This is a genomic window from Paenibacillus sp. EKM301P (assembly GCF_011800295.1).
GTDB classification, from domain to species: Bacteria; Bacillota; Bacilli; order Paenibacillales; family Paenibacillaceae; genus Paenibacillus; species Paenibacillus polymyxa.
This window is the reverse complement of record NZ_JAALFM010000002.1, coordinates 250,329-274,107: the sequence shown is the minus strand read 5'-3', so window position 1 is coordinate 274,107 and position 23,779 is coordinate 250,329. Positions and strand designations below refer to the sequence as shown.

26 protein-coding genes, 6 tRNA genes and 1 riboswitch are annotated in these 23,779 nt (G+C 44.8%); of the genes, 22 read left to right on the top strand and 10 right to left on the bottom strand.

Annotation, left to right across the window (positions count from 1 at the left end; genetic code table 11):
- Positions 1-22: 22 nt before the first annotated feature.
- Positions 23-157, bottom strand: a complete 135-nt coding sequence (gene cmpA / locus HFD99_RS06740) for a cortex morphogenetic protein CmpA (protein WP_016821163.1) — start codon at positions 155-157, stop codon at positions 23-25.
- A gap of 142 nt (positions 158-299) precedes the next feature.
- Between cmpA and HFD99_RS06735 the strand changes: the two genes are divergently transcribed.
- The 3 genes from HFD99_RS06735 to HFD99_RS06725 all read left to right on the top strand — a co-directional run bounded on the left by HFD99_RS06735 (position 300) and on the right by HFD99_RS06725 (position 1,022).
- Positions 300-812 (top strand): SprT family protein, encoded by a 513-nt coding sequence (locus HFD99_RS06735; RefSeq protein ID WP_016821162.1) that lies wholly within the window; start codon positions 300-302, stop codon positions 810-812.
- 44 nt (positions 813-856) lie between these two features.
- Positions 857-932, top strand: a tRNA-Asn gene (locus tag HFD99_RS06730).
- Between the two features lies 1 nt (position 933).
- Positions 934-1,022, top strand: a tRNA-Ser gene (locus HFD99_RS06725).
- Between the two features lie 168 nt (positions 1,023-1,190).
- Here the strand turns inward: HFD99_RS06725 and HFD99_RS06720 are convergent.
- The gene (locus HFD99_RS06720) at positions 1,191-2,066 is read right to left on the bottom strand and encodes a Cof-type HAD-IIB family hydrolase (protein WP_031463111.1); all 876 of its coding nucleotides are present in this window, start codon (positions 2,064-2,066) and stop codon (positions 1,191-1,193) included.
- Positions 2,067-2,138: 72 nt separating this feature from the next.
- A complete protein-coding gene (locus HFD99_RS06715) occupies positions 2,139-2,900 on the bottom strand; it encodes a DeoR/GlpR family DNA-binding transcription regulator (protein WP_017426528.1) in 762 nt (253 codons plus the stop codon).
- Positions 2,901-3,146: 246 nt separating this feature from the next.
- Here HFD99_RS06715 and HFD99_RS06710 point away from each other — a divergent pair.
- From HFD99_RS06710 to HFD99_RS06685, 6 genes are all read left to right on the top strand, one after another.
- Positions 3,147-3,218, top strand: a tRNA-Glu gene (locus tag HFD99_RS06710).
- A gap of 86 nt (positions 3,219-3,304) precedes the next feature.
- Positions 3,305-3,380: transfer RNA gene (locus HFD99_RS06705), tRNA-Lys, on the top strand.
- 15 nt (positions 3,381-3,395) lie between these two features.
- Positions 3,396-3,478 (top strand) — tRNA-Leu (locus tag HFD99_RS06700).
- A 165-nt stretch (positions 3,479-3,643) separates the two neighbouring features.
- Positions 3,644-4,099: a MarR family winged helix-turn-helix transcriptional regulator gene (locus HFD99_RS06695; protein ID WP_017426529.1), complete on the top strand. Its 456-nt coding sequence runs from the start codon at positions 3,644-3,646 to the stop codon at positions 4,097-4,099.
- Positions 4,100-4,285: 186 nt separating this feature from the next.
- Complete coding sequence (locus HFD99_RS06690; protein ID WP_016818372.1) at positions 4,286-4,660, top strand: helix-turn-helix domain-containing protein; 375 nt, start codon at positions 4,286-4,288, stop codon at positions 4,658-4,660.
- Between the two features lie 86 nt (positions 4,661-4,746).
- Complete coding sequence (locus HFD99_RS06685) at positions 4,747-5,130, top strand: helix-turn-helix domain-containing protein (RefSeq protein WP_016818371.1); 384 nt, start codon at positions 4,747-4,749, stop codon at positions 5,128-5,130.
- A 116-nt stretch (positions 5,131-5,246) separates the two neighbouring features.
- Here the strand turns inward: HFD99_RS06685 and HFD99_RS06680 are convergent, their stop codons facing one another.
- The gene (locus HFD99_RS06680; RefSeq protein ID WP_013369935.1) at positions 5,247-5,468 is read right to left on the bottom strand and encodes a Rha family transcriptional regulator; all 222 of its coding nucleotides are present in this window, start codon (positions 5,466-5,468) and stop codon (positions 5,247-5,249) included.
- Between the two features lie 290 nt (positions 5,469-5,758).
- On the bottom strand, positions 5,759-6,496 hold the full coding sequence (locus tag HFD99_RS06675) for an urease accessory protein UreF (RefSeq protein ID WP_031463112.1): 738 nt from the start codon (positions 6,494-6,496) through the stop codon (positions 5,759-5,761).
- 262 nt (positions 6,497-6,758) lie between these two features.
- Between HFD99_RS06675 and HFD99_RS06670 the strand changes: the two genes are divergently transcribed.
- A tRNA-Leu gene (locus HFD99_RS06670) sits at positions 6,759-6,841 on the top strand.
- Between the two features lie 149 nt (positions 6,842-6,990).
- Here HFD99_RS06670 and HFD99_RS06665 read toward each other — a convergent pair.
- The gene (locus tag HFD99_RS06665; protein WP_016820704.1) at positions 6,991-7,476 is read right to left on the bottom strand and encodes a glutathione peroxidase; all 486 of its coding nucleotides are present in this window, start codon (positions 7,474-7,476) and stop codon (positions 6,991-6,993) included.
- A 463-nt stretch (positions 7,477-7,939) separates the two neighbouring features.
- Positions 7,940-8,111: riboswitch (cyclic di-AMP (ydaO/yuaA leader) on the top strand.
- A 113-nt stretch (positions 8,112-8,224) separates the two neighbouring features.
- Between HFD99_RS06665 and HFD99_RS06660 the strand changes: the two genes are divergently transcribed.
- The 5 genes from HFD99_RS06660 (at position 8,225) to kdpC (ending at position 13,534) form a co-directional block, all read left to right on the top strand.
- Positions 8,225-8,620 (top strand): hypothetical protein, encoded by a 396-nt coding sequence (locus HFD99_RS06660; RefSeq protein WP_016820703.1) that lies wholly within the window; start codon positions 8,225-8,227, stop codon positions 8,618-8,620.
- A gap of 183 nt (positions 8,621-8,803) precedes the next feature.
- Positions 8,804-8,881 (top strand): K(+)-transporting ATPase subunit F, encoded by a 78-nt coding sequence (gene kdpF, locus HFD99_RS26045; protein ID WP_080561203.1) that lies wholly within the window; start codon positions 8,804-8,806, stop codon positions 8,879-8,881.
- A 145-nt stretch (positions 8,882-9,026) separates the two neighbouring features.
- On the top strand, positions 9,027-10,703 hold the full coding sequence (gene kdpA / locus HFD99_RS06650; protein WP_031463113.1) for a potassium-transporting ATPase subunit KdpA: 1,677 nt from the start codon (positions 9,027-9,029) through the stop codon (positions 10,701-10,703).
- Between the two features lie 52 nt (positions 10,704-10,755).
- Entirely contained in the window at positions 10,756-12,786 is a 2,031-nt protein-coding gene (gene kdpB, locus HFD99_RS06645; protein ID WP_031463114.1) for a potassium-transporting ATPase subunit KdpB, read from the top strand.
- A gap of 19 nt (positions 12,787-12,805) precedes the next feature.
- On the top strand, positions 12,806-13,534 hold the full coding sequence (kdpC, locus tag HFD99_RS06640; RefSeq protein WP_031463115.1) for a potassium-transporting ATPase subunit KdpC: 729 nt from the start codon (positions 12,806-12,808) through the stop codon (positions 13,532-13,534).
- A gap of 129 nt (positions 13,535-13,663) precedes the next feature.
- Here the strand turns inward: kdpC and HFD99_RS06635 are convergent, their stop codons facing one another.
- From HFD99_RS06635 to HFD99_RS06625, 3 genes are all read right to left on the bottom strand, one after another.
- Complete coding sequence (locus HFD99_RS06635; RefSeq protein WP_031463116.1) at positions 13,664-14,872, bottom strand: MFS transporter; 1,209 nt, start codon at positions 14,870-14,872, stop codon at positions 13,664-13,666.
- 13 nt (positions 14,873-14,885) lie between these two features.
- Positions 14,886-15,428: a PadR family transcriptional regulator gene (locus HFD99_RS06630; RefSeq protein ID WP_016820697.1), complete on the bottom strand. Its 543-nt coding sequence runs from the start codon at positions 15,426-15,428 to the stop codon at positions 14,886-14,888.
- 402 nt (positions 15,429-15,830) lie between these two features.
- Positions 15,831-17,150, bottom strand: a complete 1,320-nt coding sequence (locus HFD99_RS06625) for an Nramp family divalent metal transporter (protein WP_038978112.1) — start codon at positions 17,148-17,150, stop codon at positions 15,831-15,833.
- 435 nt (positions 17,151-17,585) lie between these two features.
- Here HFD99_RS06625 and HFD99_RS06620 point away from each other — a divergent pair, with 435 nt between their 5' ends.
- From HFD99_RS06620 to HFD99_RS06610, 3 genes are all read left to right on the top strand, one after another.
- A complete protein-coding gene (locus tag HFD99_RS06620; RefSeq protein WP_013369947.1) occupies positions 17,586-18,005 on the top strand; it encodes an organic hydroperoxide resistance protein in 420 nt (139 codons plus the stop codon).
- A 123-nt stretch (positions 18,006-18,128) separates the two neighbouring features.
- Entirely contained in the window at positions 18,129-18,455 is a 327-nt protein-coding gene (locus HFD99_RS06615) for a hypothetical protein (RefSeq protein ID WP_017426537.1), read from the top strand.
- Between the two features lie 125 nt (positions 18,456-18,580).
- Positions 18,581-19,006 (top strand): thiol-disulfide oxidoreductase DCC family protein, encoded by a 426-nt coding sequence (locus tag HFD99_RS06610; protein WP_123796979.1) that lies wholly within the window; start codon positions 18,581-18,583, stop codon positions 19,004-19,006.
- Here HFD99_RS06610 and HFD99_RS06605 read toward each other — a convergent pair.
- Positions 19,003-19,791: a DUF3153 domain-containing protein gene (locus tag HFD99_RS06605; protein WP_090887972.1), complete on the bottom strand. Its 789-nt coding sequence runs from the start codon at positions 19,789-19,791 to the stop codon at positions 19,003-19,005. The two genes, HFD99_RS06610 and HFD99_RS06605, sit on opposite strands and share 4 nt — an antisense overlap.
- A gap of 236 nt (positions 19,792-20,027) precedes the next feature.
- Between HFD99_RS06605 and HFD99_RS06600 the strand changes: the two genes are divergently transcribed.
- The 4 genes from HFD99_RS06600 to HFD99_RS06585 are packed head-to-tail and all read left to right on the top strand — an operon-like array spanning position 20,028 to position 23,597.
- On the top strand, positions 20,028-20,999 hold the full coding sequence (locus HFD99_RS06600) for a metal ABC transporter solute-binding protein, Zn/Mn family (RefSeq protein WP_123796914.1): 972 nt from the start codon (positions 20,028-20,030) through the stop codon (positions 20,997-20,999).
- Between the two features lie 14 nt (positions 21,000-21,013).
- Positions 21,014-21,778 (top strand): metal ABC transporter ATP-binding protein, encoded by a 765-nt coding sequence (locus HFD99_RS06595; protein WP_013369953.1) that lies wholly within the window; start codon positions 21,014-21,016, stop codon positions 21,776-21,778.
- 5 nt (positions 21,779-21,783) lie between these two features.
- A complete protein-coding gene (locus tag HFD99_RS06590) occupies positions 21,784-22,713 on the top strand; it encodes a metal ABC transporter permease (RefSeq protein WP_016820690.1) in 930 nt (309 codons plus the stop codon).
- On the top strand, positions 22,710-23,597 hold the full coding sequence (locus HFD99_RS06585; protein ID WP_016820689.1) for a metal ABC transporter permease: 888 nt from the start codon (positions 22,710-22,712) through the stop codon (positions 23,595-23,597). The genes HFD99_RS06590 and HFD99_RS06585 overlap by 4 nt, the downstream gene beginning before the upstream one ends.
- Positions 23,598-23,779 lie beyond the last annotated feature (182 nt).

The window sequence follows — 23,779 nt, the reverse complement described above, 5'->3', positions numbered from 1 at the left end:
TTTTTCATTTCTGGAACTGCTTCTACCCGTTGTTGGCGTCAAATTCTATACCAGGTGCTTTATGATAAAAAAACCAACAATCGTTCAACAGTTTAATTTGGCGTCGGTCCTTTTTGTAAAAGGCCCGCATGAGCTGGTTGCTGAGCCATTGAGGCAAGCCGATCTCCTCCTCTGCGTTACATCTGTATGTTTAGCATATGGGGTGGATACCTAAAGTGTGCTTATGAACCAGGGTTAGACTTCGGCCGTCATTTTATAATATGCTTGTCAGTATGAAGCAAAGGAGGGAAACCGTAAGGATGGAGTCCAAGTCTCTGAGCAATTCAATGAACCCTTCCATGAGTAATAAAGAACTTCAAGAATGGGTAGAGCGCATCTCGCTGGAGAGCTTTGGCGTGCCGTTTCAACATCAAGCCACCTTTAATGCGCGCCTGTCTTCTACAGGCGGTCGATATTTTATGAAAAGTCATCATATTGAAATTAATCCACATCAACTCGCAGCTTATGGACGTTCTGAGGTGGAAAAAATTATAAAGCATGAGCTGTGCCATTATCATCTACATCTGCGCGGAATGGGCTACCAGCATCGTGATGCTGATTTCAAAGCATGGCTGGCTCGCGTAGGAGGAAGCAGGCATTGTCAGACCCTACCGGGAAGAGTGGGAAGAAAGCCTCAGCCTTATCGTTACAAGCTTGTGTGTGTTTCCTGTCAACAGGAGTATATGCGTAAGCGTAAAATGAATCCACAGCGATATCGCTGTGGGAAATGTGGAGGTAAACTTCGCTTGTTGGCACTTGACGAGGCCCCCTGATTCATGGTAAATTAACCATACTGTATGATAATCTACAGTAATATTCCCTGATAGCTCAGTTGGTAGAGCACTCGACTGTTAATCGAGTTGTCACAGGTTCGAGTCCTGTTCGGGGAGCCATGGAGAGATACCCAAGTGGCTATAAGGGGACCCTCTGCTAAGGGGTTAGACTGCGTAAGCGGTGCGAGGGTTCGAATCCCTCTCTCTCCGTTGGTATTTCAAACAGAAAAGGACGCTCGTATGCATGGTAACCATGCTTGCGAGCGTCTTTTTCGTCTAGATCTGCTTTTTAAGAATTGTTATATGTAAGACGGACATGTTGCGTACAGCATGAAACAGCGTTAGCCTGAGTTGTACGCAGTACGCAACTAATCCCTTCTATTTTACAGTGTCAGCCTCGACGGTGTTGAGGAGGTTCAACAGAGCATGAGCAACGCCATCTTCCACATTGGTCAGGGTAACTTCGGAGCAGACAGCCTTAATGTCGTCATTTGCATTGCCCATGGCAATACCTCTTCCGGCCATCGTCAGCATGGAAATATCGTTATAGCTGTCACCGATCGCTACGGCTTCCTGCATAGGGATGTTCAGATAATTCGCGAGATAAAGCAATGCATTACCTTTAGACGCATCCTTATGCTCGACTTCAAAGTTGCGATCTGAGGAGATGACCATGTTTAGACCTTGAAAATCTCGGTAACGTTTACGCCCCCGTTCCAATTTGGCGTGATCAAAGGAGAAACAGAGCACATTATATATCTCTACATCCAGTGGAATCTGCTCATATGAAGCGATGCGGGTATGCCCGGTCTGTTCATATTGTTTTTCAGCTGCATGTAATAAAGTATCCAGCGAAATATCTGGGTTGGCGCTCAGCAAGCGGTCCATTTCAACAGCAAGTAGCTGATGCCCCTTTTGTGGAGAATAAATAGCCCGGTCTGTCATGACCTCATAGTAGAAGTCGTTACCCTCGAGCCAGCTTAGCACTTCAAATGTTTCGCTCCGGCCCATAGGAGTAGAGGTTAGCTGGCGACGATGCACATCGTGCACAGTGGCGCCGTTTGCCCCGATGACGGGAGTAACCAGCTCTGCTTCCTCTAGCTTTGTCCAGGCATCATAAGCGGCTCTGCCAGTGGCAATCGTCACTTGAACACCTTGCTGCTGTGCCTTGCGGATTGCCTCTGCGTTGGCTTTGCTTATTTTTCCTTCCTCGTTCAATAGCGTTCCATCCATATCAATCGCAAACAGTTTCATTTCTCTCCAGCTCCTGTCTTCTGATATCTCTGTTATACATATTGCGCCTAGTTAGAGCGATTGGTTTCAAGTTTATGAGGGGACAACAACTTCGATATCATGGTGTTGCAAAATTTCCAGCATCGCCGGTTCTGGTAAGCGATCTGTGATCACGATATTAACCTCAGACAAATCAGCAAAACGATACGGGAAATTGATTCCGAATTTCGAATGGTCCGCAAGGATGATCACCTGATCTGCCTGTTTCATCATCTGATGCTTCAGCATACCGTCCTCTTCATGAATCAGGCTTAGTCCGTGAGCTGATATGCCTCCAATCCCGATAAAAGCTTTGTCTACAAAATAGTGAGACAAAGTGGCGATTACGGACGAGCCGTATACATATCGGTGTTCTTTTTGGAGGCGGCCCCCCAATAGATGAATGGAGACACCATCTTTTCCAGATAGTACGTCAGCCTGATTGATTGAATTGGTGATAACCGAACATTCCTGCACATTCAGTCTTTCTGCACACGCCTGTACGGTGGTAGAGGAATCCAATATAATACGATCCCTATCTCGTACCATACTGGCAGCCAATTGTCCGATCACTTGTTTCTCCTCAGATACAGTAAGCAGTCTTTCGTTATAATTTCCAATTGGATCGTGATGCAGTTTAGGGAGAAGGGCACCGCCGCGGGTACGAATAATTTTTTGGTGCTCCTCAAGTTTTACCAGGTCTCGGCGGGCCGTATCCCGTGAAACATTAAAAATTTCGCAAATATCATCCACCGAAATACGCTTGTGAAGCTGTAAGTAATCAACGATTTTTAACATTCGTTCTTCCTGATACATAGAAAGCTCCTCTGATATATAATCATTTCGGTATCTCGTAAGTGATTATAAGTAAATGTAAGTGATATTGCAATCATTTATCGTGATTATTCAGGGTTTAGATGATAATAAATAAGTTAATGTAAGTAAATATGCATTTTACAATTATATAAAATAGCTTTTTTGAAAATTTTAAAAATAAGTATTGCCATTTACTATTCTATTTGATATACTCTTTCTTGTCGCCAAGTTGGTGTACATTCATAAGGCCCGTTGGTCAAGGGGTTAAGACACCTCCCTTTCACGGAGGTAACAGGGGTTCGAATCCCCTACGGGTCATTGTTGTCTTTACAGACTACATGTTGCATGCTTAAGGGGAATTCCTGAGGTCTGATCTAATGGCGGACAGCTAGGATGAACAGCATGAGCCATTAGCTCAGTTGGTAGAGCACCTGACTTTTAATCAGGGTGTCGAAGGTTCGAGTCCTTCATGGCTCACCATTTATATTTTGTTATGCGGTCGTGGTGGAATGGCAGACACGCTATCTTGAGGGGGTAGTGAGCGTACGCTCGTGGAGGTTCGAGTCCTCTCGACCGCATCAATGGAATAAACGGAAAAGTCTCTCGCGTTAGAGGCTTTTTTTATTTGTGCATGGATGCAATTAAACAATGATTATGATGAAATAATGATTCCATAGTATAATATAACGCCATAATGTTATAGAATAATAAATATATAAACTTATGAAGTGACGGTGAAAAATATGGACACTCAACTGTTAGGAAATATATCAGAAAATATTTTGGGCTTGTTTCCGATTGTGAAGAAGAAATTTTTCACCTACGGTCCGCTTGATTTTCCGTTGCATTTGTCGCCTAATAACTTTCAGGTACTCTTGCTTCTGCGTGAAGTGCGTTCGTCTACGGTATCCGATTTGTCCAAACAACTAAATGTCTCTCGTCCAAACATGACTCCTCTTCTGGATAAGCTGGTGGAGCATGGGTTGGCTGACCGTCAATCGTGCGACTCGGATCGTAGAGTCGTGAACGTAGCCATTACAGAAGAAGGCGACGCTTTTTGTGAACAGGTGTTTCATACCTTCTCTAATAAAATTCAAGAGAGACTGGTGTATCTGCCGGAAGAAGATTTATTGCACTTAAGTGAAACGTTGAACGAATTGAAGCGGATTTTACTTAAAATCGACAACTCTGCTACGTGATTGGCGTAAGCGAACTGACTTAAAGACCGCCCTTTCTTCGGAAAACAGGCGGTTTTTGTTGCATATTGTGGTATAATGAAAACCAACATACATAATTCGGTAATTTTAGCACACGTGATCTTTGAAAAGGGAACAAGGGACATGATATCGTTATTTGGAGAGCCTGCTAGGGAGGAAGGAACTTCTATGCAATCTATTTACCAACGCATTGAGGAGCTCATTAAGGAACGAGGTATGACGAAAAAGGCGTTTTGCCAGCAGTTGGGCATTAGTACAGGGAACTTTGGAGATTGGAAAAGAGGAAAAACGACACCAGGCACGAATAAACTCATAGAAATCGCTTCTTTTTTTGACGCTAGTCTGGATTGGATTATGCTGGGTCGAGACGTGCAGAGTAAGGTGCTGAAGGAGTCGCAGGACCCTTATTTTTTTGGAGCTTCAGGGCAACTGAATTGCCAGGGGGGATCGCTAAGTGAGGCGGAAAGAGATTTTATACTTGAGTATATTGAATTTACCCGCTTTCGTAAAGAGAAAAACCAGCCCAATTCAACTACTGATTAATGTTTGCTGTGGGATTTGATAAGGACATTCTAATGTGACAATTGAAAATTAATTAGAAAAAGCTACAGTGTCGGAGGGGAAACGTTGTGGGAGATCAAACTATTTATCAGCGGATTGAAGCTTTAATTAAGGATCGAGGAATGACCAAGAAGGCATTTTGTGAAAAGCTTAAAATTAGCTCAGGGAATCTCGGTGATTGGAGAAGGGGAAAAACAACGCCAGGTACCGCCCATTTGATTCAGATTTCGGACTTTTTTAATGTATCGCTCGACTGGTTGATGAAAGGGATTAAGCCAGGGGAAGGCGTGCTTCAGGAGCAGAAGGCTGCTTATTTTTTTGGGGTGATGGGGCCACTGAATTGCCAGGCTGAAGATCTTGAGACAGAAGAACAGAACTTTATTTTAGAATACGTTGAATTTGCGAAGTACCGTAAGCAAAAAAGAGAGAAGGACAAAACAAAACTTGAATAATCTATGGCTAAACGCCTGGGTGATAACCCGTAAAACGAACTGAGGGTTCGGTTTACGGGTTTATTTGGTTTCCTGATAATATGGCGACGCATTGGTTGCTGAAATGCTTGTTCGGTTTAGTGTGGTGTCGCCTCCTTATAATCGTTATCGTCGATATTCAGAATTGCAGCAACTTGTTTTCTGTACCTTTGTGCTTTGCGGGTGCCGTGAATCAGATTGGACAAGCGTGAAGGCGGAATATTATGTGTCTCGCAAAATGTTTTCTGATCCAGCCGAAGCTCGACAAGCCTTTGTTTGATGGCCCACCCGAAGGAGGTGACAGGCATTTTGTTGTTCAAGAGAAATCGCCCCTTACGGATTCTTACGGAATAATTGGTGTGATATAATAATCATCAGTAAACATGTTAGAATTAACCATCTAAAACTATGATACACTTTTATACGTGTTTATACAATCTTAAATACGGTATTTCGTTAAAATAATTACTTAATTAAGTGCAAAAAGTGAAAATAATCCGACTATGGTCTGTTATTGGTGTGAATTTGGGATACATGAATAAAAATACTCTGCCGCTTGAGAAAAGGGCAGAGTATTTTTATTGTGACTGCTAGATTGGTAAACGACGCATCAGAGGGATGCTGGAAGGTGTTTAAATAGGACGGAGGAGGAAAAGGGTCTGGATGCATTCAATTGGCTGCTATGGCTCATATAGGGTGGCTGAGTGATATAGGAGCTGGTCCGATGGCTGTGGAAAAGATGGCGCTGATATGAGCTTGGCGTAGGTTTGTTAATCTTCTTCCAGGTGGTAAGCAACTCGCTGGTCATATGATCGATAAGAGGATTTTTTTCCTCATAAGGAGGATTGAGCAGTCTAAAGGCATCTTCGATACAGAAGGATACCGCTGTGGCAAAATAGCCGTGAATGGTCTGTTCTATATCGCTTCCGAGGAGGGAGTTAATCCAAGTGTGGACAGTAGCGAGTGTGCCAATTGCATTGTATTGAGTGAGTGTGTCTTCCAGTTGGTCAAATGCGAGCCAAGGATAAAGAGCCTTGGTGAGCTTGAGCAGTCGCTGGCCAGAAAGTCGCGACTCTTTTACATGCTGCGAGGAAGGATGTTGGGTGTGCAACATTTTATCAATAAGGGCGATCCGCCAACCGTCATTCTGCTGGATGGCTGCATACAGACTTTTAATGGCCATGCCGTCAAGGGTTGTGATTTGAGGATACCAATCGTCTCGCATGTAATGTTTCAGATCCTGAAGACTGTTCAGGTGTCCGGCGCGGAAACGCTCCTCCAATCCGTAGAAACGGGTGAAACCACCAATAGGTAAGGAAGGGTCCAACAATAATGCGTAGTTTAGCAACCGGTTACCTTTATGCAGGACGGTTCGCCTCCTTGAAGTGAATATTTGTGTGATGTTATTTGACTTGAATATTGATTTGTAATAAGAAATCGAACATTTATGTAATGTATTTTTACACTTAAAGCTCTATTGTGTCAAATTAAATAATTTTATTGCTTATATATGTTATATAAAGTTACATTAAAAATAATTATAATATTCTTGTTTACAAATTGTTGCTGAGAGAGTATAATAAATCTGTTGCCTCAATACATTATGACATGCGGTCGTGGTGGAATGGCAGACACGCTATCTTGAGGGGGTAGTGGGCGTACGCCCGTGGAGGTTCGAGTCCTCTCGACCGCATTATATGCAGTACCCAGTTGAAAAAGCATCCTGACACGTTTTACGTGAAGGGATGCTTTTTTTGTTAAATACTTTTCGTCATATCCTCCCGTCACAGAAGCGGTCGTATGGACAACGGACCGCTCGTTAACTGTAATGCATAAAGATTGTCAGTTTTTCTGCAAAAGCTTCTTAATATCTCCTACAAGCTTGTCTGGAGTGGTTTGCGGCGCATAACGCTTAAATACGTTACCTTCTCGTGTAATTAAGAATTTAGTAAAATTCCATTTGATCGCTTTGGAGCCTAATACGCCTGGAGCAGTGTGGGTCAGGTAGCGAAATAGAGGATGTGCCTGATCACCGTTAACATCTGTCTTGGCGAACATGGGAAAAGTCACTCCGTAATTGAGTTGGCAAAACTCGGAGATCTCCTCGCTGGAACCCGGCTCTTGTTTGGCGAACTGGTTGCTGGGAAATCCCAAAATTTCGAGCCCCTGTTCATGATACTGGTCATATAGCTCTTGTAGCGCCTTGTACTGGGGGGTTAACCCACATTTGCTGGCAGTATTCACGATAAGAAGAACTTTCCCTTCGTATGTGGATAACGGAATTTGTGCCCCTTGTAGGGTCTGTGCATCATATTTATATACGCTCATGATATCCCTCCTAATTCAATATTCTACAATTAAATTGTGAACCATTCAACAAGGGGTTGCAAGTCCAGAAGAGTCTACAGACATTGTGCATTGTAAAATCGTCTTTTGTTCAAAACGGTAAATCGCACTTCAAATGGAGCAAATTGAGGTGTTTCTTCTTATAAAAGAGGGTTCATTCGATAATTATCTAGTACATATAGCGCATTTTCTTTCTTTTTTATAAATAAAGGGCAACCGTACCATACCCTACGCCAATATTGACATGCCTTTCATTTTCAAAAAGAGGTGAAATACAGAGTTTTAGAGAGATACGAGAAGCATAGGTTGGTTGTAAGCGTTATCCTTAATCTTCTATGCTCTAAAGGGTGATTTATAGCCTTGCCGTTGAGCTTTACAGTCTTCCTTGCACGGGTGTATGATTCAAGACGTAATTTCAAATTAACAACAATGAAGCAACAACGAATTGTCTAAAGCGCTGAATTTTGCAGTTGCAAAAGCGGGGGAACCAACGAGTATATACGGCTTTGCAAGCCGTGTGTCTCATGGGGTGAATTTTCCGGCCAAGTGCCGTAAATAGGGCGACTCTCACGTCCGAATCCGACAGCTAACCTCGTAAGCGTACAGGGAGAGGCAACAAACCGCCGTGTGCAGCCATGGTTTATTTTATCATGGAATGTATGAAGCCGGAGGAAGCCTTTTTCCTTCGGCTTCTTTTTGTTGTCTTTTTATACCGGGAGAGGAGCTACTGATGGAAGGTCGGTTAATTATTGTCACTGCACCGAATGAAGCGGGCAGAAGTTTTGTGAAATTGCTTATGTTCAAAAAATTGGCGTTTGCAGTTCTCACAAATAGCACCCAGGAGGAACGACAGCTCAAAAAAATGGGTGTGGAGCACATTGTGCGCATCAATACGATGCAAGCGGGAAAATGGAATTTTCCTAAAAAAGAAATTGGTAGTGTGTATTTGTTTGAAAACAGCTTGAATCTAACTTGCCGTTTCCTGCAAATATGTCGGCCACTAACATCAGAATTGATCTATGTTATTACGCACGGCTGTAATCCACAAGGAATTTATCGGGGATTGGGAGCGGACCATGTGATCTACACATTGAACGGAGAGGTGGGTTTCCTGCTGAACGGATAAGCACTTATAACATAGCTGGTTTATGATTTTATGATGGAATCAAAAGGGCAATCTGAAAAGCGATACGGAGGGTATGAACATGATGGATTTATACATGCTGCTCGTAATGGCTGTGAGTTATGGAGTGATACTGCTGTTTGTACGCTGGTGTGATGCGCAGACCTCAAAAGGAGGGCGAAGAGGATGATCGTTGTGCTAGGACTTACGGCTATTGTGTTCGTGTATTTAATCTACGCACTCCTGAATCCTGAAAAATTCTAGTCAACTATAGGATCGAGCAGGCGGGAACAGCAGATCAAGAATGCAGCATCAGAGATGCAGATTTTCGCAAACGTGTGCACTCAATGGATGGTCTGAATCAGGTCTGTTGTTCCAAATGCAGGAGCATTTTAAGGAGGAATAGAGGATGGAGCTACTGCAAATTGGGATTGTGATCATCATATTGTTGCTCTTGGTAAAGCCGATGGGCACCTATATGTATCACGTATTCTCGAATGAACCGAATCGGACGGATCGGATTTTTGGTGGAACGGAAAAGCTGATTTATAAGGCTGTAGGCTTGAAGAAACAGGACAGCATGCATTGGACCACGTACGCTATGAGTTTCATTGCAACCAATGTGGTGCTTGTGGGGATCAGCTACCTGCTATTGCGCTTGCAGGCTATACTTCCGGGCAATCCGGTTGGGAACAGTAATATGGAAGCATCATTGGCATTTAATACAGTAATCAGCTTTATGACCAATACGAATCTCCAACATTACAGCGGAGAAAGCGGGCTTACGTATCTGACGCAGATGGCGTTCGTCACGATGATGATGTTTACTTCGGCTGCTTCGGGGTTTTCGGTTGCTGCGGCTTTTATGAGGGGATTGACGCGGCGCGGTGAAGGGCTGGGTAATTTTTTTCAAGATTTTATTAAAGCCAACATACGGATTTTCCTGCCGCTTGCCTTTGTACTTACGCTGGTGCTGGTGGGATTAAAAGTACCACAGACGCTACAACCCACGGCGGATATTACGACTTTAAGTGGTACACAGCAGCAGATTGCTATGGGACCCATTGCCTCATTGGAATCCATCAAGCATTTGGGCACGAACGGGGGCGGTTTTGCGGGAGCTAATTCTGCACATCCTTTTGAAAATCCAAATCCTTGGACGAACGTACTGGAAATTTTGGCAATGTGGGTAATGCCGGCTTCGCTGCCGTATACATTTGGATTGTTTGCCCGTAATCGCAAGCAGGGCTGGATTATTTTCAGCTCGATGATGGTCTTGTTCCTTATTTTTCTATCCATAACGTATGTGTCGGAGAAAACAGGTAATCCGTTAATCCAGGCACTGGGTATGGATGCATCTCAGGGAAGCATGGAAGGGAAAGAAGTTCGTTTCGGTATTGGCCAATCGGCATTATTCACTGCGGTCACAACGGCGGCAACGACAGGTTCGGTCAATAATATGCATGATACATTGACCCCGCTAGGTGGTATGGCTGCTTTGGGAGAAATGATGCTAAACGTCATTTTTGGCGGCAAGGGCGTCGGGCTGATGAATATGCTGATGTATGCGATTCTGGGAGTGTTTATATGCGGACTGATGGTCGGAAGAACCCCGGAATTTATGGGTAGGAAAATTGAAGGCAAGGAAATGAAACTGATTGCAATTGCTATTTTGGTACATCCGTTTCTTATTCTTGCTCCCACTGCGCTTGCGTTTATGAGTCATTGGGGATATGATGCGGTCTCTAACCCCGGATATCACGGGTTGACTCAGGTGCTCTATGAATATGCATCATCTGCGGCAAATAACGGCTCGGGATTTGAAGGTCTTTCGGATAACAAAGTGTTTTGGAACGTTACAACAGGAGCGGTTATGTTCTTTGGACGATATGTATCCATGATTGCATTGCTGGCTGTGGCGGCTTCGTTGAATGCCAAAGCGCCGACCCCGGTGACGATGGGTACACTGCGCACGGACAACAAGCTGTTTGGAGCCATCCTAATCGGAGTGGTCCTGTTGATTGGTGCGTTAACCTTTTTGCCGGTGATCGTACTGGGTCCTGTAGCTGAATTTTTGACCATGTGATGAAGAATGAGCATAGAAGGAAAATGAGAATGGATGAACGGGGTGCTTGATCATGAAGGAACAACGCAAACGCATGCTGGATAGAAGCATCTTGAAGCAGGCGGTCAAGGATAGCTTTATCAAATTAAATCCGATGATCATGATGAAAAATCCTGTCATGTTCGTAGTGGAGATCGGTACATTGGTCGTACTGCTCATGCTACTGCTTCCCGGTTATTTTGGAACCGGCAAGGAAATGGGCTTTAACTTGGCTGTATTTATTATTTTGTTGTTCACGCTGCTTTTTGCTAACTTTGCTGAAGCGCTCGCGGAGGGACGGGGGAAAGCACAAGCTGCTTCCTTGAAAAAATCCAAGCAGGACTCACAAGCTAATAAGCTCGTCGGGAATGAGATTCAGGTGGTCAGCTCAACAGCATTGCGTAAAGGTGACGTGGTAATCGTCTCTCAGGGCGAAATGATTCCAAGCGATGGTGAGGTTATTGAAGGCCTGGCCTCAGTGGATGAATCTGCAATTACGGGAGAATCAGCTCCGGTCATTAAGGAATCGGGCGGTGATTTTTGCTCGGTAACCGGCGGGACGCGGGTAGTCAGTGACCGCATTAAGGTGCGGATTACGACTGAGCCGGGTGAAACGTTTATTGATAAAATGATTTCGCTCGTGGAAGGTGCACAGCGGCAAAAAACGCCAAATGAAATTGCGCTGAATACATTGCTGATTAGCTTAACGATTATTTTTCTCATTGTGGTGGTGACACTGGCCCCGATAGCCCGTCATTTTAAGATTGATTTGCCTGTCCCCGTGCTGATTTCGTTGCTGGTCTGTCTGATTCCGACCACGATTGGCGGGCTTTTGTCGGCCATTGGAATTGCTGGTATGGACCGAGTTACCCAGTTTAACGTGCTGGCCATGTCAGGCAAGGCGGTAGAAGCATCCGGGGACATCAATACGATGATTCTAGATAAAACGGGTACCATCACCTTCGGTAACCGGATGGCGAGTGAATTCGTGGTTGTAGATGGTATAGAAAAGGCAGAGCTAGCGAAATGGGCAGCGATGAGTTCACTAAAGGATGAGACGCCTGAGGGACGCTCGGTACTGGAATTGATGCGTAAGCAGGAATACACGCTGGATGAATCCTTGGCAGCAGGTGGAACCTTTATCGAGTTCAAGGCAGAAACCCGGATGAGTGGTCTGGATCTCGCTGATGGACGAAGAGTACGCAAAGGCGCCGTGGACTCTGTCCGGCAGTGGATTGTATCGCAAGAAGGCAGTGTTCCGGCCGATCTGGAGGAAAAAGCGAATCAGGTAGCCGCAGAAGGGGGGACACCGCTAGCAGTGGCGCTGGATGATCGGATATACGGCATTATTTATTTGAAGGATACGGTGAAGCCGGGCATGAAGGAGCGTTTTGATCAGCTCCGGGAAATGGGCATCCGCACGATTATGTGTACCGGTGATAATCCGCTGACCGCTGCTACCATTGCACGTGAAGCAGGGGTGGACGATTTTGTAGCTGAAAGCAAGCCGGAAGATAAAATTGCGGTTATCCGCCGGGAGCAGGAACAGGGTAAGCTGGTGGCTATGACCGGAGATGGTACCAATGATGCGCCTGCGCTGGCGCAGGCAGATGTCGGTCTTGCCATGAATAGCGGCACAGTCGCGGCCAAGGAAGCTGCTAATATGGTGGACCTGGATTCTGATCCGTCCAAAATTATTGAGGTGGTCGCCATCGGTAAGCAGCTGCTTATGACACGTGGGGCATTGACAACGTTCAGTATTGCGAACGATGTGGCTAAATATTTTGCCATTATCCCGGCGATGTTCATGCTGGCTATTCCGCAAATGGGTGCATTGAACGTCATGAGGCTGGGCTCCCCGTTATCGGCTATTTTATCGGCGCTTATTTTTAATGCAGTCATTATTCCACTTCTGATTCCGCTGGCAATGAAGGGTGTAAAGTATAAGCCAATGAGCTCGGATCGGCTATTGGGACGGAATTTACTGATTTATGGTCTGGGCGGTATGGTGGTACCGTTTGTCGGGATTAAGGCCATTGATTTGCTGGTACATTTGTGGATTTAGTGCAGAAAGGGTGAGCGACATGAGTGGTTTTTATCGGATGTTGTCTGGACGCAGATTTGCTGCACATGAGAAAGCCGGGTCTGGCGGACAAGGTCATAACGAGCGTACAGGGACGGAGGCAGTGCCGGAAAATCAACCGGAGAGACAAGAGATGCGAGGAAGCACGGTTATTGGAGTGGCTTTGCGAACTTCTGTGCTAATGATCCTATTGTGCGGTTTGGCATACCCGCTGGTCAGCACAGGAGTGGCGCAAGTCCTGTTTCCGCAGCAAGCAAACGGCAGTATGCTTCGTGACACGGAGGGGCGGGTAATTGGCTCTGAGCTGATTGGGCAGTCCTTTACCAATCCAGCGTTTTTCCAAGGCCGGGTATCAAGTATCGATTATAATGGAGCTGGTTCAGGCTCAAGTAACTACGCACCCTCGAACCCGGCATTGGTGAAGCGGATCAAGGATTCTATTGCGGATTGGCAGAAGCATAACCCGGATGTATCCATCAGTCAGGTTCCATTGGACCTGATTACGAACTCCGGCTCTGGTCTGGACCCGCACATCTCGCCACAGGCGGCACAGGCTCAAATTCCACGTATTAGCGGCTTGACGGGGATTAGTCAGGACCAGCTGAAGGCGCTGGTGCAGGAGCAGACAGAAGGCCGCAGCGCCGGTGTATTCGGCGAGCCGCGCGTGAACGTGCTCAAGCTGAATCTTGCGCTTGAAGCGCTAATGAAGGTAAAGCCAGTTAAGTCATAGATGGTGAAAAAGGTATCCCTGAGCGATAAGCTTGGGGGATACCTTTTTCTATGGATTAGGATGCTCTGGGATGGATAGCTGCAAAGGAAGCATTTTATTTCTTATAGGTGATATAAATTTGTTGTTCACTTATTTACTTAGCTTTACATTGTTTGATGAATTTTTGGTTTTCCTTAAGGCTGAAGCGAGTACCAACATGTATATTAATACAATCATACCAATGACTAAGTAAGATAATTGAATATTCATTAAATCGGTGAGAGTACTGCTCAAAATAGGGCCGATCATTAGACCAATCGAGTATGCCGTGTTATAGAGTGCAAAAGTAATTCCATAAGAATGAATGCCACTTCGTTGAGAAATATCAGCAAGTTGAGGTAAGCAGGGAGCAAGAACCATACCCATGCTAACTCCTAAAACAGCTAAAATAACAGCTTGAAGTGATAATATTGCTGGAAGTGCAGTTAGAGGAAGAGCAATGGATACCATAAGTAGACCGAGGAGAATTCCATTTTTATAGCCGATCTTGCTGGAGAATTGACCTATAAAGGGTGTTGCCAGGCCATAAGCAAGTGTGGGAATAGCAAATAACAATCCGATAACTCCTGGATTAGCGCTAAAATTGTGCTGCAGGTGTAACGGTAATGTTGGCTCAAGTACGCTTGGGACAGATGCCCCGATAATTACAACCCCGATAACCAAAAGCAAATCTTTATTTTTCATGAACGAAAAAGGAGATACGTACTTTTCATTTTTCTCTTCCGGAATATCGTGCAGGAGTACTAATCGAAGTATAGCATCAACGACAGCCAATGCGATGGCAAAGTAAAAAGGGAGTTGGTAACTTCCCCATTGATACAACCAACCGCCAATTGTCGGTCCGAGAAGGGTTCCAGCGGCTTGCCCAGATAACGCCAAGCCCATGGCTTTGCCGCGTTCTTCAGATGGGTATAGCTCAGCCAGCAGAGCGAGCCCTGCTGTCCAGGTCATTGCGGCTGCGACCCCTTGAAGAGCACGTGCCAGTACAAGCAGCCAGAAGGTGTGGGCTATGGCGAACATTAAAGTGGAAGCTATGAGTCCAATTAACCCCCATAACAGAGGAGTCTTTCTCCCAATTCGATCCGTTAACAGACCAAAAATAGGAGTAGCTATAAATAGTGCAATTGCATAACTACTGAACAAAAATCCGATTTCGGTTTGAGTGGCTCCGAGAGAATCTGCGTATCTTGGCAAAATGGGTACGACTAATCCATAGATTAACATGTCAATGAATACAGCTAATCCGACAACGATTAGAGCAGCCTTTTGCTTATTGTGTACCCCTTTACTCATTTTCATTACTACATCCTCCTTATGAATTTCTTCTGATTTCCTCTTTAATTTGCTTAACAAATTTTAATTGAAGCTCGCATTGATCATAAATATTTTTGAAAATTAGCATGACGTTTACAGGGATATCCATAAGTTCAGCTTTTTGCTCTTGCCCTAGTTTCATTTCTTTATAGATTTTTTCAATGGCTTGATGCTGAAAACTTAAAGCTTCTTCTATTTCATGGAGGCCAGCCTCATCCATAAAAGTCAAAGCTGTGTACAGGGCTGTTGGAAACACAACAGAAGTTTCTTTAAATGATTCGATTAAAAGCCGACTAAACTCGCTTTTCCCAGCCTCCGTAATAGCATATATAGCTTTAGACCGATTCCCTGTCTGTTCCAATGTTTCTAAACGCACAATACCTTCTGAGTCCAGTTTTTTTAAGGCGTGATATATGGAAGCTGGTTGCACATAAGCCCATTTATCCGTTTGTGCTGATTGCATTTTCTGTTGTATTTCATATCCAGACATTGCTCCGTATTGTAGCAAGAGCCCAAGAACCATTACACGTGTCGTACTCATGATGATATCTCCTCCATAACTTTATTGCTAAATGTTTTATACTAAATATTTAGTAAAGGATTATAGTCGGATTATATCATTACAATCCAATGATGTATAGGTTTACAAAAACAGAGAGCTGTAAATATACGAAAGAAACGATAGACCTTATGTTAGAAAAATATTCACACTTGCAAAGGGAAGGAGAACTTTTTCATCTCCATGTTGGCGAGAAGATTCAAAGATACGATGCTTATTTGGATAATTTAATGAATTCTGGGAATCCGAATGTGGGAGCATTCGACAATTGGGGAGTATTCTCTTTGTAATGGATACGGGGATCATGAATAAAAAGAGGTATTCCGGGGCTATTTTGGACTCCAGGAATACCTCTTTTTTTATTGGTTACTTGCAAACAGTCTGTCAACCTGTAATCGTCTGAATAATGAGGACTACATTCAAGATAATGATGACAGCAGTCACGATCCAGGTTATTACTTTTTGCCACATTTTATTTACAAATTCACCCATAATCTTTTTGTCACTGGTAAAGAGCAGTAATGGAATGATGGCAAAAGGGAGCTGGATGGATAAAATAACCTGACTTAGCACAAGCAGCTCTTCTGCACCTTTTTCACCTGCAATCGCAGTGACGATGACTGCCGGAATAATTGCAATAAGGCGGGTCACCAAACGACGCAACCAAGGTGAGAGACGAAGGTTCAAGAAGCCCTCCATCACGATTTGTCCGGCTAAAGTACCTGTCACGGTCGAGTTTTGACCTGAGGCGAGTAATGCCACTCCAAACAGTATGCTCGCAAGTGTGGTTCCCAGTAATGGCGAAAGCAGATAATAGGCATCACTAATCTCTGCTACATCTGTTCTTCCTGCTGTATGGAACACGGCAGCTGCTACGATCAAGATGGCTGCATTAATGAATAGAGCGAACATGAGCGCTATACTGGAATCCCAAGTTGCAAATGTAATAGCTTCCCGTTTACCTGCTGATGTCTGCTCATATTTGCGAGTTTGTACAATAGAAGAATGCAGATACAGGTTATGTGGCATTACAGTAGCTCCCATAATACCGATGGCAATATACAGCATGCTTGGATTCGTCAATATTTGTGAGTCCGGTACAAAGCCACCCAATACGCCGCCCCATTCCGGTTGTGCCAAAATGAGATTAATGCCAAAACAGCCGGCAATCGTGGCCATTAATACAATGACGAGTGTTTCCAATGCCCGGAAACCTTTATTTTGCAGCAGCAAAATGAGCATAACATCAAATGCGGTAATGATGACTCCGTATAGCAACGGGAGACCGAACAGCAGCTTCAGTGCAATGGCTGAACCGATGACCTCGGCCAAATCCATGGCTGCAATGGCAATTTCGCATAAAAGCCATAAGCCGATCGCGACAGGACGACTGTAAGCATCACGGCACATTTGAGCCAAATCTTTACCTGTAGCAATACCGAGCTTGCCAGATAAGGCTTGCAGCAGAATGGCCATCAGGTTGGAGATTAGAATGACACTAAGCAGTGTATAGCCGAATTTTGATCCCCCAGCGATGTCTGTAGCCCAGTTGCCAGGGTCCATATAGCCGACAGCGACCATATAGCCTGGTCCAGCAAAGGCAAGAAACTTCCGAAACCAGGTGCCATCCTTCGGGACGCTCAAAGAACGATTCACTTCCGATAGTGAAGCGATTTCCGCGAAGTTGCCCTTTGAATTTTTCATACGCTTCACCTTCTTTGTTCATATTGAAATATATTATTAGTGACATAGCGATTGCGTTATCCCTATTGTACACCCACAATAGTTTTTGTCTAGTGCAACTTTTATGTGGTTAAGCAAATTTATCGTATTTTTGAAGCAATTGGCCATCTTAATTAAAACTAAACAATGGAAAAAACCAAGCTATATTGCTCTCAATGGGCAGCTTGGTCGTTTTGAATTTTCTAAGTGTAGGCGGATCATCAAGTTAGGGGCTTATAACATATAGTGTAAACATAAAAGAAGTGGAACTAAACGGTAAATAAAAGGGTTATTATCCCTTTTGAAATGATTCATTTTGCGTGGCTCGTTTAAAGTACATACGAGAAGGAAATCATGTATTAACATGATGAGGATTCCTGCGGAATGCAAATAAGATGGAGAAGGAGAGATGAAGTCATGGAAGCGTTATACACAGCATCAGCAACGGTACATGGTGGAAGAGATGGTTCAGTGGCTTCTTCAGACGGGGTATTGAAGCATAAGCTGAGCACACCGAAGGAACTGGGTGGCGCAGGTGGAGATGCTACGAATCCGGAGCAATTGTTTGCGGCAGGCTATGGCGCATGCTATGAGAGTGCGTTGGCGAATGTGGCCCGCAAAGCCAAGGTAAAGGTGGACAATGTAGAGGTCACCAGCCACGTATCGATCGGTAAGGACCCAAGCGACGGCGGCTTCCAGTTGGCAGTGCGTCTGGATGTAAAGATACCGGGGATTGAGCGTTCTCAGGCGGAAGATTTGGCACGCCAAGCACATGATTTTTGTCCGTACTCCAAAGCCACTCGCGGTAATATTGATGTTGAACTCAACGTCATTTGACCGCATTTTTTGAAGATTTCACACACGGCCGCCGATGGATCGGCGGCTTTTGCACCTAAATCTTGATCCGCTGATATGTGCAACCATTTGACATCACCGCCAAAATTCATTAAGATGTCATAGGTGATTCTGGTCATCAGGTACGAAACAAATTTGAAAAATACGGGTGATATGATGTCTTACAGACCGAATATTGTTAATTTCACGCTGGCTGGTAGCAACGAAAAGGAAGGGCTTTATGAGTTTAAAATGAGTTTGGCCGATGGAACGGAGTGCCGCGTTTTTTCTCAACGTAATCCGGAGTGGACTTTGACGAATATTAGTCGACTGCTAACGACACCTTGCCCGGTATGCCATAAGGATTTTATCTGCAAGTGTATGGATCAGTTCCATGAAGAGTTTTTAGAGCAAATTAATGCTAAACAGCTGTTTGAGAAAGCATTGAGCTAGTTTTTCGAACAGGTAAGGATTATACAGTTCTAGACAAGCGTCGGATATTTTCGACGTTTTTTTGTTTATAATTAAATCGTTGCGTTTTCATGCCGTTGATTTCTCTGTGGAGGTGAAGTACGTTGATGAACCAGTCTAGTCATATCCATATCGAACATTCCATAGTATTGGTGGATGGGGTATGCCACTTTTGTCAGGGAGCAACCCGCTTCATTATCAAACGTGATCCTAAGGGAATATTCCATTTTGGTTCCCTGCAATCCGAGGCAGGACAAGAATTTTTACGTGCAGGTGGACTGTCTACAGATCAACTGGATACATTCGTGCTGATTGAAGACGGTACGTATTATACAAAGTCAACCGCAGCTTTACGGATTGCCAAACGCCTTCGTTTTCCATATCCGCTGGCTTATGTATTCATCTTGATTCCCCGCTTTGTGCGCAACGCAGTCTATAACTGGGTAGCTCGTAACCGATATCGTTGGTTTGGCAAGGATGAAGAGGACCAATGTCAGATCCCCCCACCAGAAATTAGGCAACGATTTTTTTAGTTGCTTTTTTTGTGTTTATTTTTGCGGCGATCATTACGAATCAGTAATATTACAGCTACTGCGATCAGTAGAAGACCCGTAACCGATACATACACGATATGGCGTACATTGGGTACGTTGACCGACAATTTTAGCTCGTTAGACTCTAATGGAGCAATGTCCCAATAGAGTGTCTTTCCGTCATCCGACACACGGTCCGCATTACTGGAAGCAGGCTGGATGGGTAGGGATAGGCTGAAGTTAAGATCCAGTTGCCGCTCTAGTAATTTGCGTGCGAACACATTCATTTGTTCTAATTTATCACTCAGGCCACGAGCTTCTTCAGGAAGCATCCGAGGTAGATCGAGCTTAAGCGTAAGATCCATATTGGTTGTGAAAAAATGCTGGCTCACTGCGCGATTTATTTCTAATCCCTCAGGCAGATTTGAACCCTGATCGGGATTTTTTTGGTTTGTACTCCAATCCCCTTGATAATGCCCCTTTATTTGATAACCCTTTCTCCCCTGCTCCGATAGCGGCTGTACGTCTACATTGTTGCTTTGTATACGTTGAATTAATCGATCGAGCAGCCCCGGATTGTCCAACATCATCAGTGTCTGGTTGTTTACGCTGAACGTTGCATCCATATCTACACTTTGATCCAGATGAACATCTACATGAATGTCACCCCGAGCACAGGAAGTTAGGGTAAGCAGACAACATACCAACATAAATATGAGCATTATTTTTCGTAACTGTATTTGCCGACGTTTGTTCCGATAAGGGCTGTATCCTGTTGGGTCCATGACCTGCACCTTCTTTGTATGGTTTCTTTGGTATAACGACTGGATATCTTCTATATATTACACATTCAGAGAGCCAAAATCGAACGATATAAAAGAATAGTTAAGATTTATATCTCAAAAATGTTTCCTTAGGTAAAAACTTTAGTGTATACTCTAAAATATAGCGTAGTTAAAAAATAATTGTCTCAAGGAAATAGTTTGTCCCAAAACAAATATTAAGAGGAGGATTTTAAAACATGAACAAGCAGTTTAAGAAGACTTTGCCGCAATGGGTAGCGACGGTTGGAGTGTTGTCTCTGGTTCTGGTTCTAGCGACTGCATGTACAGATGCCAAGAAGACAGAGCAGGGAGCTGCGAGAGGGGCTGCGCAAAAAATAAAGGCTACGACTACCATCGGTATGATCTCTGACATTGTCGGGAAGGTCGGCGGTGATCATGTGGAGGTCACGGGAATTATGAAGTCAGGTGTTGACCCACATTTGTACAAGGCTTCTCAGGGAGATATGCGTAAGCTGGATGAAGCCGACATCATTTTTTATAACGGGTTGCATCTGGAAGGAAAAATGCAGGACATTCTGGAGAAAATCAGCAAGCAAAAACCCGTTATACCCGTGTCCAAAAACATTGCTCAAAATCTATTGCGTGCAGCTAGTCCAGAAATGGGGTCTGAGTATGATCCGCATATTTGGTTTGATGTACAAAACTGGGTGTCTGCGGTAGAAACGGTCAGAGATGAATTGTCGGAACTGGATGCTGCTCATGCGGAGGATTACAAGGCCAATGCCGAAGCTTATCTCGCTGAGCTACGAGAACTGGACGATTACACGAGAGAGCAGATTGCCAGTATACCGAAGGCTCAGCGCGTACTTGTCACAGCACATGATGCCTTTGGCTATTTCGGAGACGCTTACCAGATTCAAGTAAGAGGCCTTCAAGGTATGAGTACCGAGTCAGAGGCAGGCTCACAAGATGTGACCAAGCTGAGAGATTATCTGGTGGAGCATAAAATTAAAGCCATATTTGTAGAATCGAGTGTGCCGAGAAAGGCCATCGATGCCGTTATCCAGGGTGCAGCTCAGCAAGGTCATACCATAAAGGTTGGCGGCGAGCTGTATTCGGATGCTATGGGTGAAGAGGGTACAGAAGATGGAACATATATTGGAATGGTCAAGCATAACGTGAATACGATCGTTAGAGCTCTTAAATAAGGAGGCGTAGACACATGGGACATTCACCACTTGTTGTTCGTGATTTATCGGTAGCATATCAAAAAAAGCCCGTTTTGTTCGATGTTTCCTTTGAGGTGCCGGAAGGCAAGCTGATTGGTATTATTGGTCCCAACGGAGCTGGCAAATCTACACTGATCAAGGCCGTGCTTGGGCTAATTCCAAAGCTCAGGGGTGAGGTGCTGGTCTACGGCAAGCCCTATAAGCAACAGCTACTCAAGGTTGGATATGTACCGCAGCGGGAGTCGGTGGATTGGGATTTTCCGACGAATGCCCTGGATGTGGTTATGATGGGACGGTACGGCAGACTGGGCTGGTTTAAGCGTCCGGGAGCAGCAGATCGTCAGGCTGCGATGGAGAGTTTGGACAAGGTTGGAATGAGCAAATTTGCAGACCGGCAGATTAGTCAATTGTCAGGCGGGCAGCAGCAACGTGTTTTTTTGGCGAGAGCACTTGCGCAGGACGCTCAGCTTTATTTTATGGATGAACCGTTTGTCGGTGTGGACGCTGCAACAGAAAAAGCTATTATTTCATTACTTAACGATCTAAAACAGCAGGGGAAAACCGTGCTTGTCGTCCATCATGATTTATCTACAGTTACGGATTATTTTGACCAGGTTATGCTGTTGAACGGGCATCTGATGGCGTTTGGAGAGACCGCAGATATTTTTACCGAGGGAAATCTGCAACGTACGTATGGTGGACGTCTGAGTATACTCAAAACAGGCTCGGAATCCGGCACGATACTCGGAGTGAGGTGAGCAGTATGACAAGCTTGGTGGCGCTTTTGACAGACCCGAACATGCAGTGGATTCTGTTAGGATGCATTTTACTCGGTTTAAGCAGCGGGGTGATTGGCAGTTTCATGTATTTGCGTAAGCAATCGCTTATGGGAGATGCTTTGGCCCATGCGGCTTTGCCGGGGGTATGTGTGGCATTTATGATCACAGGCACAAAATCCATATTTGGATTTATGATTGGGGCAGCCATTGCAGGGATTGTTGCCACCTTTGCCATCAGTGCGTTAACCCGGTATTCGCGAATTAAAAGCGATTCGGCGATTGCAGCGGTGCTGTCCGTGTTTTTTGGCTTCGGCATTATGTTGTTGACCGAAATTCAGCATAGTGGTGCAGGCAACCAAAGTGGGTTGGATAAATTTTTATTTGGCCAGGCTGCGGCAATGGTGTTGTCTGATGTCTATACGATGGCGGTAATTTCGGTGGTGCTCATCGGAATATGTATATTATTTTTCAAGGAATTTAAGCTGCTTAGCTTTGATCCCGGCTTTGCCCGTGGACTTGGTTTTCCGGCAGGTTTACTGGATAAGTTATTGATGCTGTTGATTGTTATTGCGGTGGTGGCTGGTATTCAAGCTGTGGGCGTCATTATGATGGCTGCTCTGCTAATTACCCCGGCCGTGTCGGCAAGATACTGGACAGAGAAGCTGGGTGTTATGGTATGCCTCTCAGGCTTGTTTGGTGCTATAGCGGGTCTGGGTGGGACCGTTATTAGCTCTCTGGGACAAAACCTGCCTACAGGACCATTGTGCGTGTTGTGTGCGACTGTGGTATTTGGTGTAAGTCTGATCTTTGCACCACAGCGCGGAATGATTTCCAAGGCTATTGTTCGGTTGAACGCCAGAAAAAGTCTGGAGCAGGGAGTCGGAGCACAGCCAAGGGAGGAGCGTGCCCTATGAGTTCATTTTATGTGATTCTGACGGGAATGTTAGTGGCAGGGGGATGTAGTATCGTCGGATGCTTTCTCGTGCTTCGGAAAATGGCTATGATTGGTGATGCAATCAGTCATGCGGTACTGCCTGGTATTGTCATTGCCTTTCTAATCAGTGGATCGAGGGATTCGGTGTGGATGATGTTTGGTGCAGCCGTGCTGGGGCTTCTAACAGTGTATCTGATTCAGCTATTCCAACAAAGCGGTCTGCAAAGTGATGCTGCCATTGGCGTGGTGTTTACGACATTGTTTGCTATTGGTGTACTGCTGATCAGCGTGTTTGCTTCCAATGCCCATCTGGATATGGACCACGTTTTGTATGGGGAAATTGCTTATGTCCCGTGGAATACGATAGAGATTGCTGGCTTCGATATAGGTCCGAGGGCTGTGTGGATTACGGGCGCGATGTTTTTGATCAATCTGCTCGTGGTAGGGGGCTTTTTCAAGCAATTTAAAGTCACTTCCTTTGATCCTGCATTGGCAGCTTCATTAGGCATTCCGGTTGTTTTTTTTCATTATCTGCTAATGAGTCTTGTATCGTTAACAACAGTGGCGTCATTTGAGAGCGTGGGTGCAATTCTAGTGGTTGGCATGCTCGTTGTACCGCCGCTTACCGCTTATTTGCTGACGGAGAAGCTGTCCCGTATGATTGCATACAGCGTGGGAGTTGGAGCCATTAGCTCGATCGTAGGCTTTTATACAGCAACTGTATTGGATGCATCTATTGCGGCTTGTATGCTGTGTGTGTCGGGTGTGTTGCTGCTTTTGGCTTTTCTATTTTCCCCGTCTCATGGTGTGGTATGGCGAAAGTTATTTCAACAGCGAGGAATCGTTGGCGAAAATAGCAAGTGAGTCTCGTAGGAAGTGATCCTATATGAATTACTCAAAATAGCGTGCAGACGGGCATAAAGTGCCTGAATGCACGCTTTTTTACGCTTATGCTAAATTGTGCTGCTTTTTTTGAAGCAAGCTTGTTGGGTCATCTTGAATTAACCGGGACACGGGAGTACATTCTTTACAACCACACAAAAGGG

Bases quoted from the DNA above. Each gene is read 5' to 3' on its own strand.
- HFD99_RS06735 (WP_016821162.1), top strand. From the start codon at position 300: ATGGAGTCCAAGTCTCTGAGCAATTCAATGAACCCTTCCATGAGTAAT.
- HFD99_RS06720 (WP_031463111.1), bottom strand. From the start codon at position 2,066: ATGAAACTGTTTGCGATTGATATGGATGGAACGCTATTGAACGAGGAA.
- HFD99_RS06715 (WP_017426528.1), bottom strand. From the start codon at position 2,900: ATGTATCAGGAAGAACGAATGTTAAAAATCGTTGATTACTTACAGCTT.
- HFD99_RS06695 (WP_017426529.1), top strand. From the start codon at position 3,644: ATGGACACTCAACTGTTAGGAAATATATCAGAAAATATTTTGGGCTTG.
- HFD99_RS06690 (WP_016818372.1), top strand. From the start codon at position 4,286: ATGCAATCTATTTACCAACGCATTGAGGAGCTCATTAAGGAACGAGGT.
- HFD99_RS06665 (WP_016820704.1), bottom strand. From the start codon at position 7,476: ATGAGCGTATATAAATATGATGCACAGACCCTACAAGGGGCACAAATT.
- HFD99_RS06660 (WP_016820703.1), top strand. From the start codon at position 8,225: ATGGAAGGTCGGTTAATTATTGTCACTGCACCGAATGAAGCGGGCAGA.
- kdpF (WP_080561203.1), top strand. From the start codon at position 8,804: ATGATCGTTGTGCTAGGACTTACGGCTATTGTGTTCGTGTATTTAATC.
- kdpA (WP_031463113.1), top strand. From the start codon at position 9,027: ATGGAGCTACTGCAAATTGGGATTGTGATCATCATATTGTTGCTCTTG.
- kdpB (WP_031463114.1), top strand. From the start codon at position 10,756: ATGAAGGAACAACGCAAACGCATGCTGGATAGAAGCATCTTGAAGCAG.
- kdpC (WP_031463115.1), top strand. From the start codon at position 12,806: ATGAGTGGTTTTTATCGGATGTTGTCTGGACGCAGATTTGCTGCACAT.
- HFD99_RS06635 (WP_031463116.1), bottom strand. From the start codon at position 14,872: ATGAAAATGAGTAAAGGGGTACACAATAAGCAAAAGGCTGCTCTAATC.
- HFD99_RS06630 (WP_016820697.1), bottom strand. From the start codon at position 15,428: ATGAGTACGACACGTGTAATGGTTCTTGGGCTCTTGCTACAATACGGA.
- HFD99_RS06625 (WP_038978112.1), bottom strand. From the start codon at position 17,150: ATGAAAAATTCAAAGGGCAACTTCGCGGAAATCGCTTCACTATCGGAA.
- HFD99_RS06620 (WP_013369947.1), top strand. From the start codon at position 17,586: ATGGAAGCGTTATACACAGCATCAGCAACGGTACATGGTGGAAGAGAT.
- HFD99_RS06610 (WP_123796979.1), top strand. From the start codon at position 18,581: ATGAACCAGTCTAGTCATATCCATATCGAACATTCCATAGTATTGGTG.
- HFD99_RS06605 (WP_090887972.1), bottom strand. From the start codon at position 19,791: ATGGACCCAACAGGATACAGCCCTTATCGGAACAAACGTCGGCAAATA.
- HFD99_RS06600 (WP_123796914.1), top strand. From the start codon at position 20,028: ATGAACAAGCAGTTTAAGAAGACTTTGCCGCAATGGGTAGCGACGGTT.
- HFD99_RS06595 (WP_013369953.1), top strand. From the start codon at position 21,014: ATGGGACATTCACCACTTGTTGTTCGTGATTTATCGGTAGCATATCAA.
- HFD99_RS06590 (WP_016820690.1), top strand. From the start codon at position 21,784: ATGACAAGCTTGGTGGCGCTTTTGACAGACCCGAACATGCAGTGGATT.
- HFD99_RS06585 (WP_016820689.1), top strand. From the start codon at position 22,710: ATGAGTTCATTTTATGTGATTCTGACGGGAATGTTAGTGGCAGGGGGA.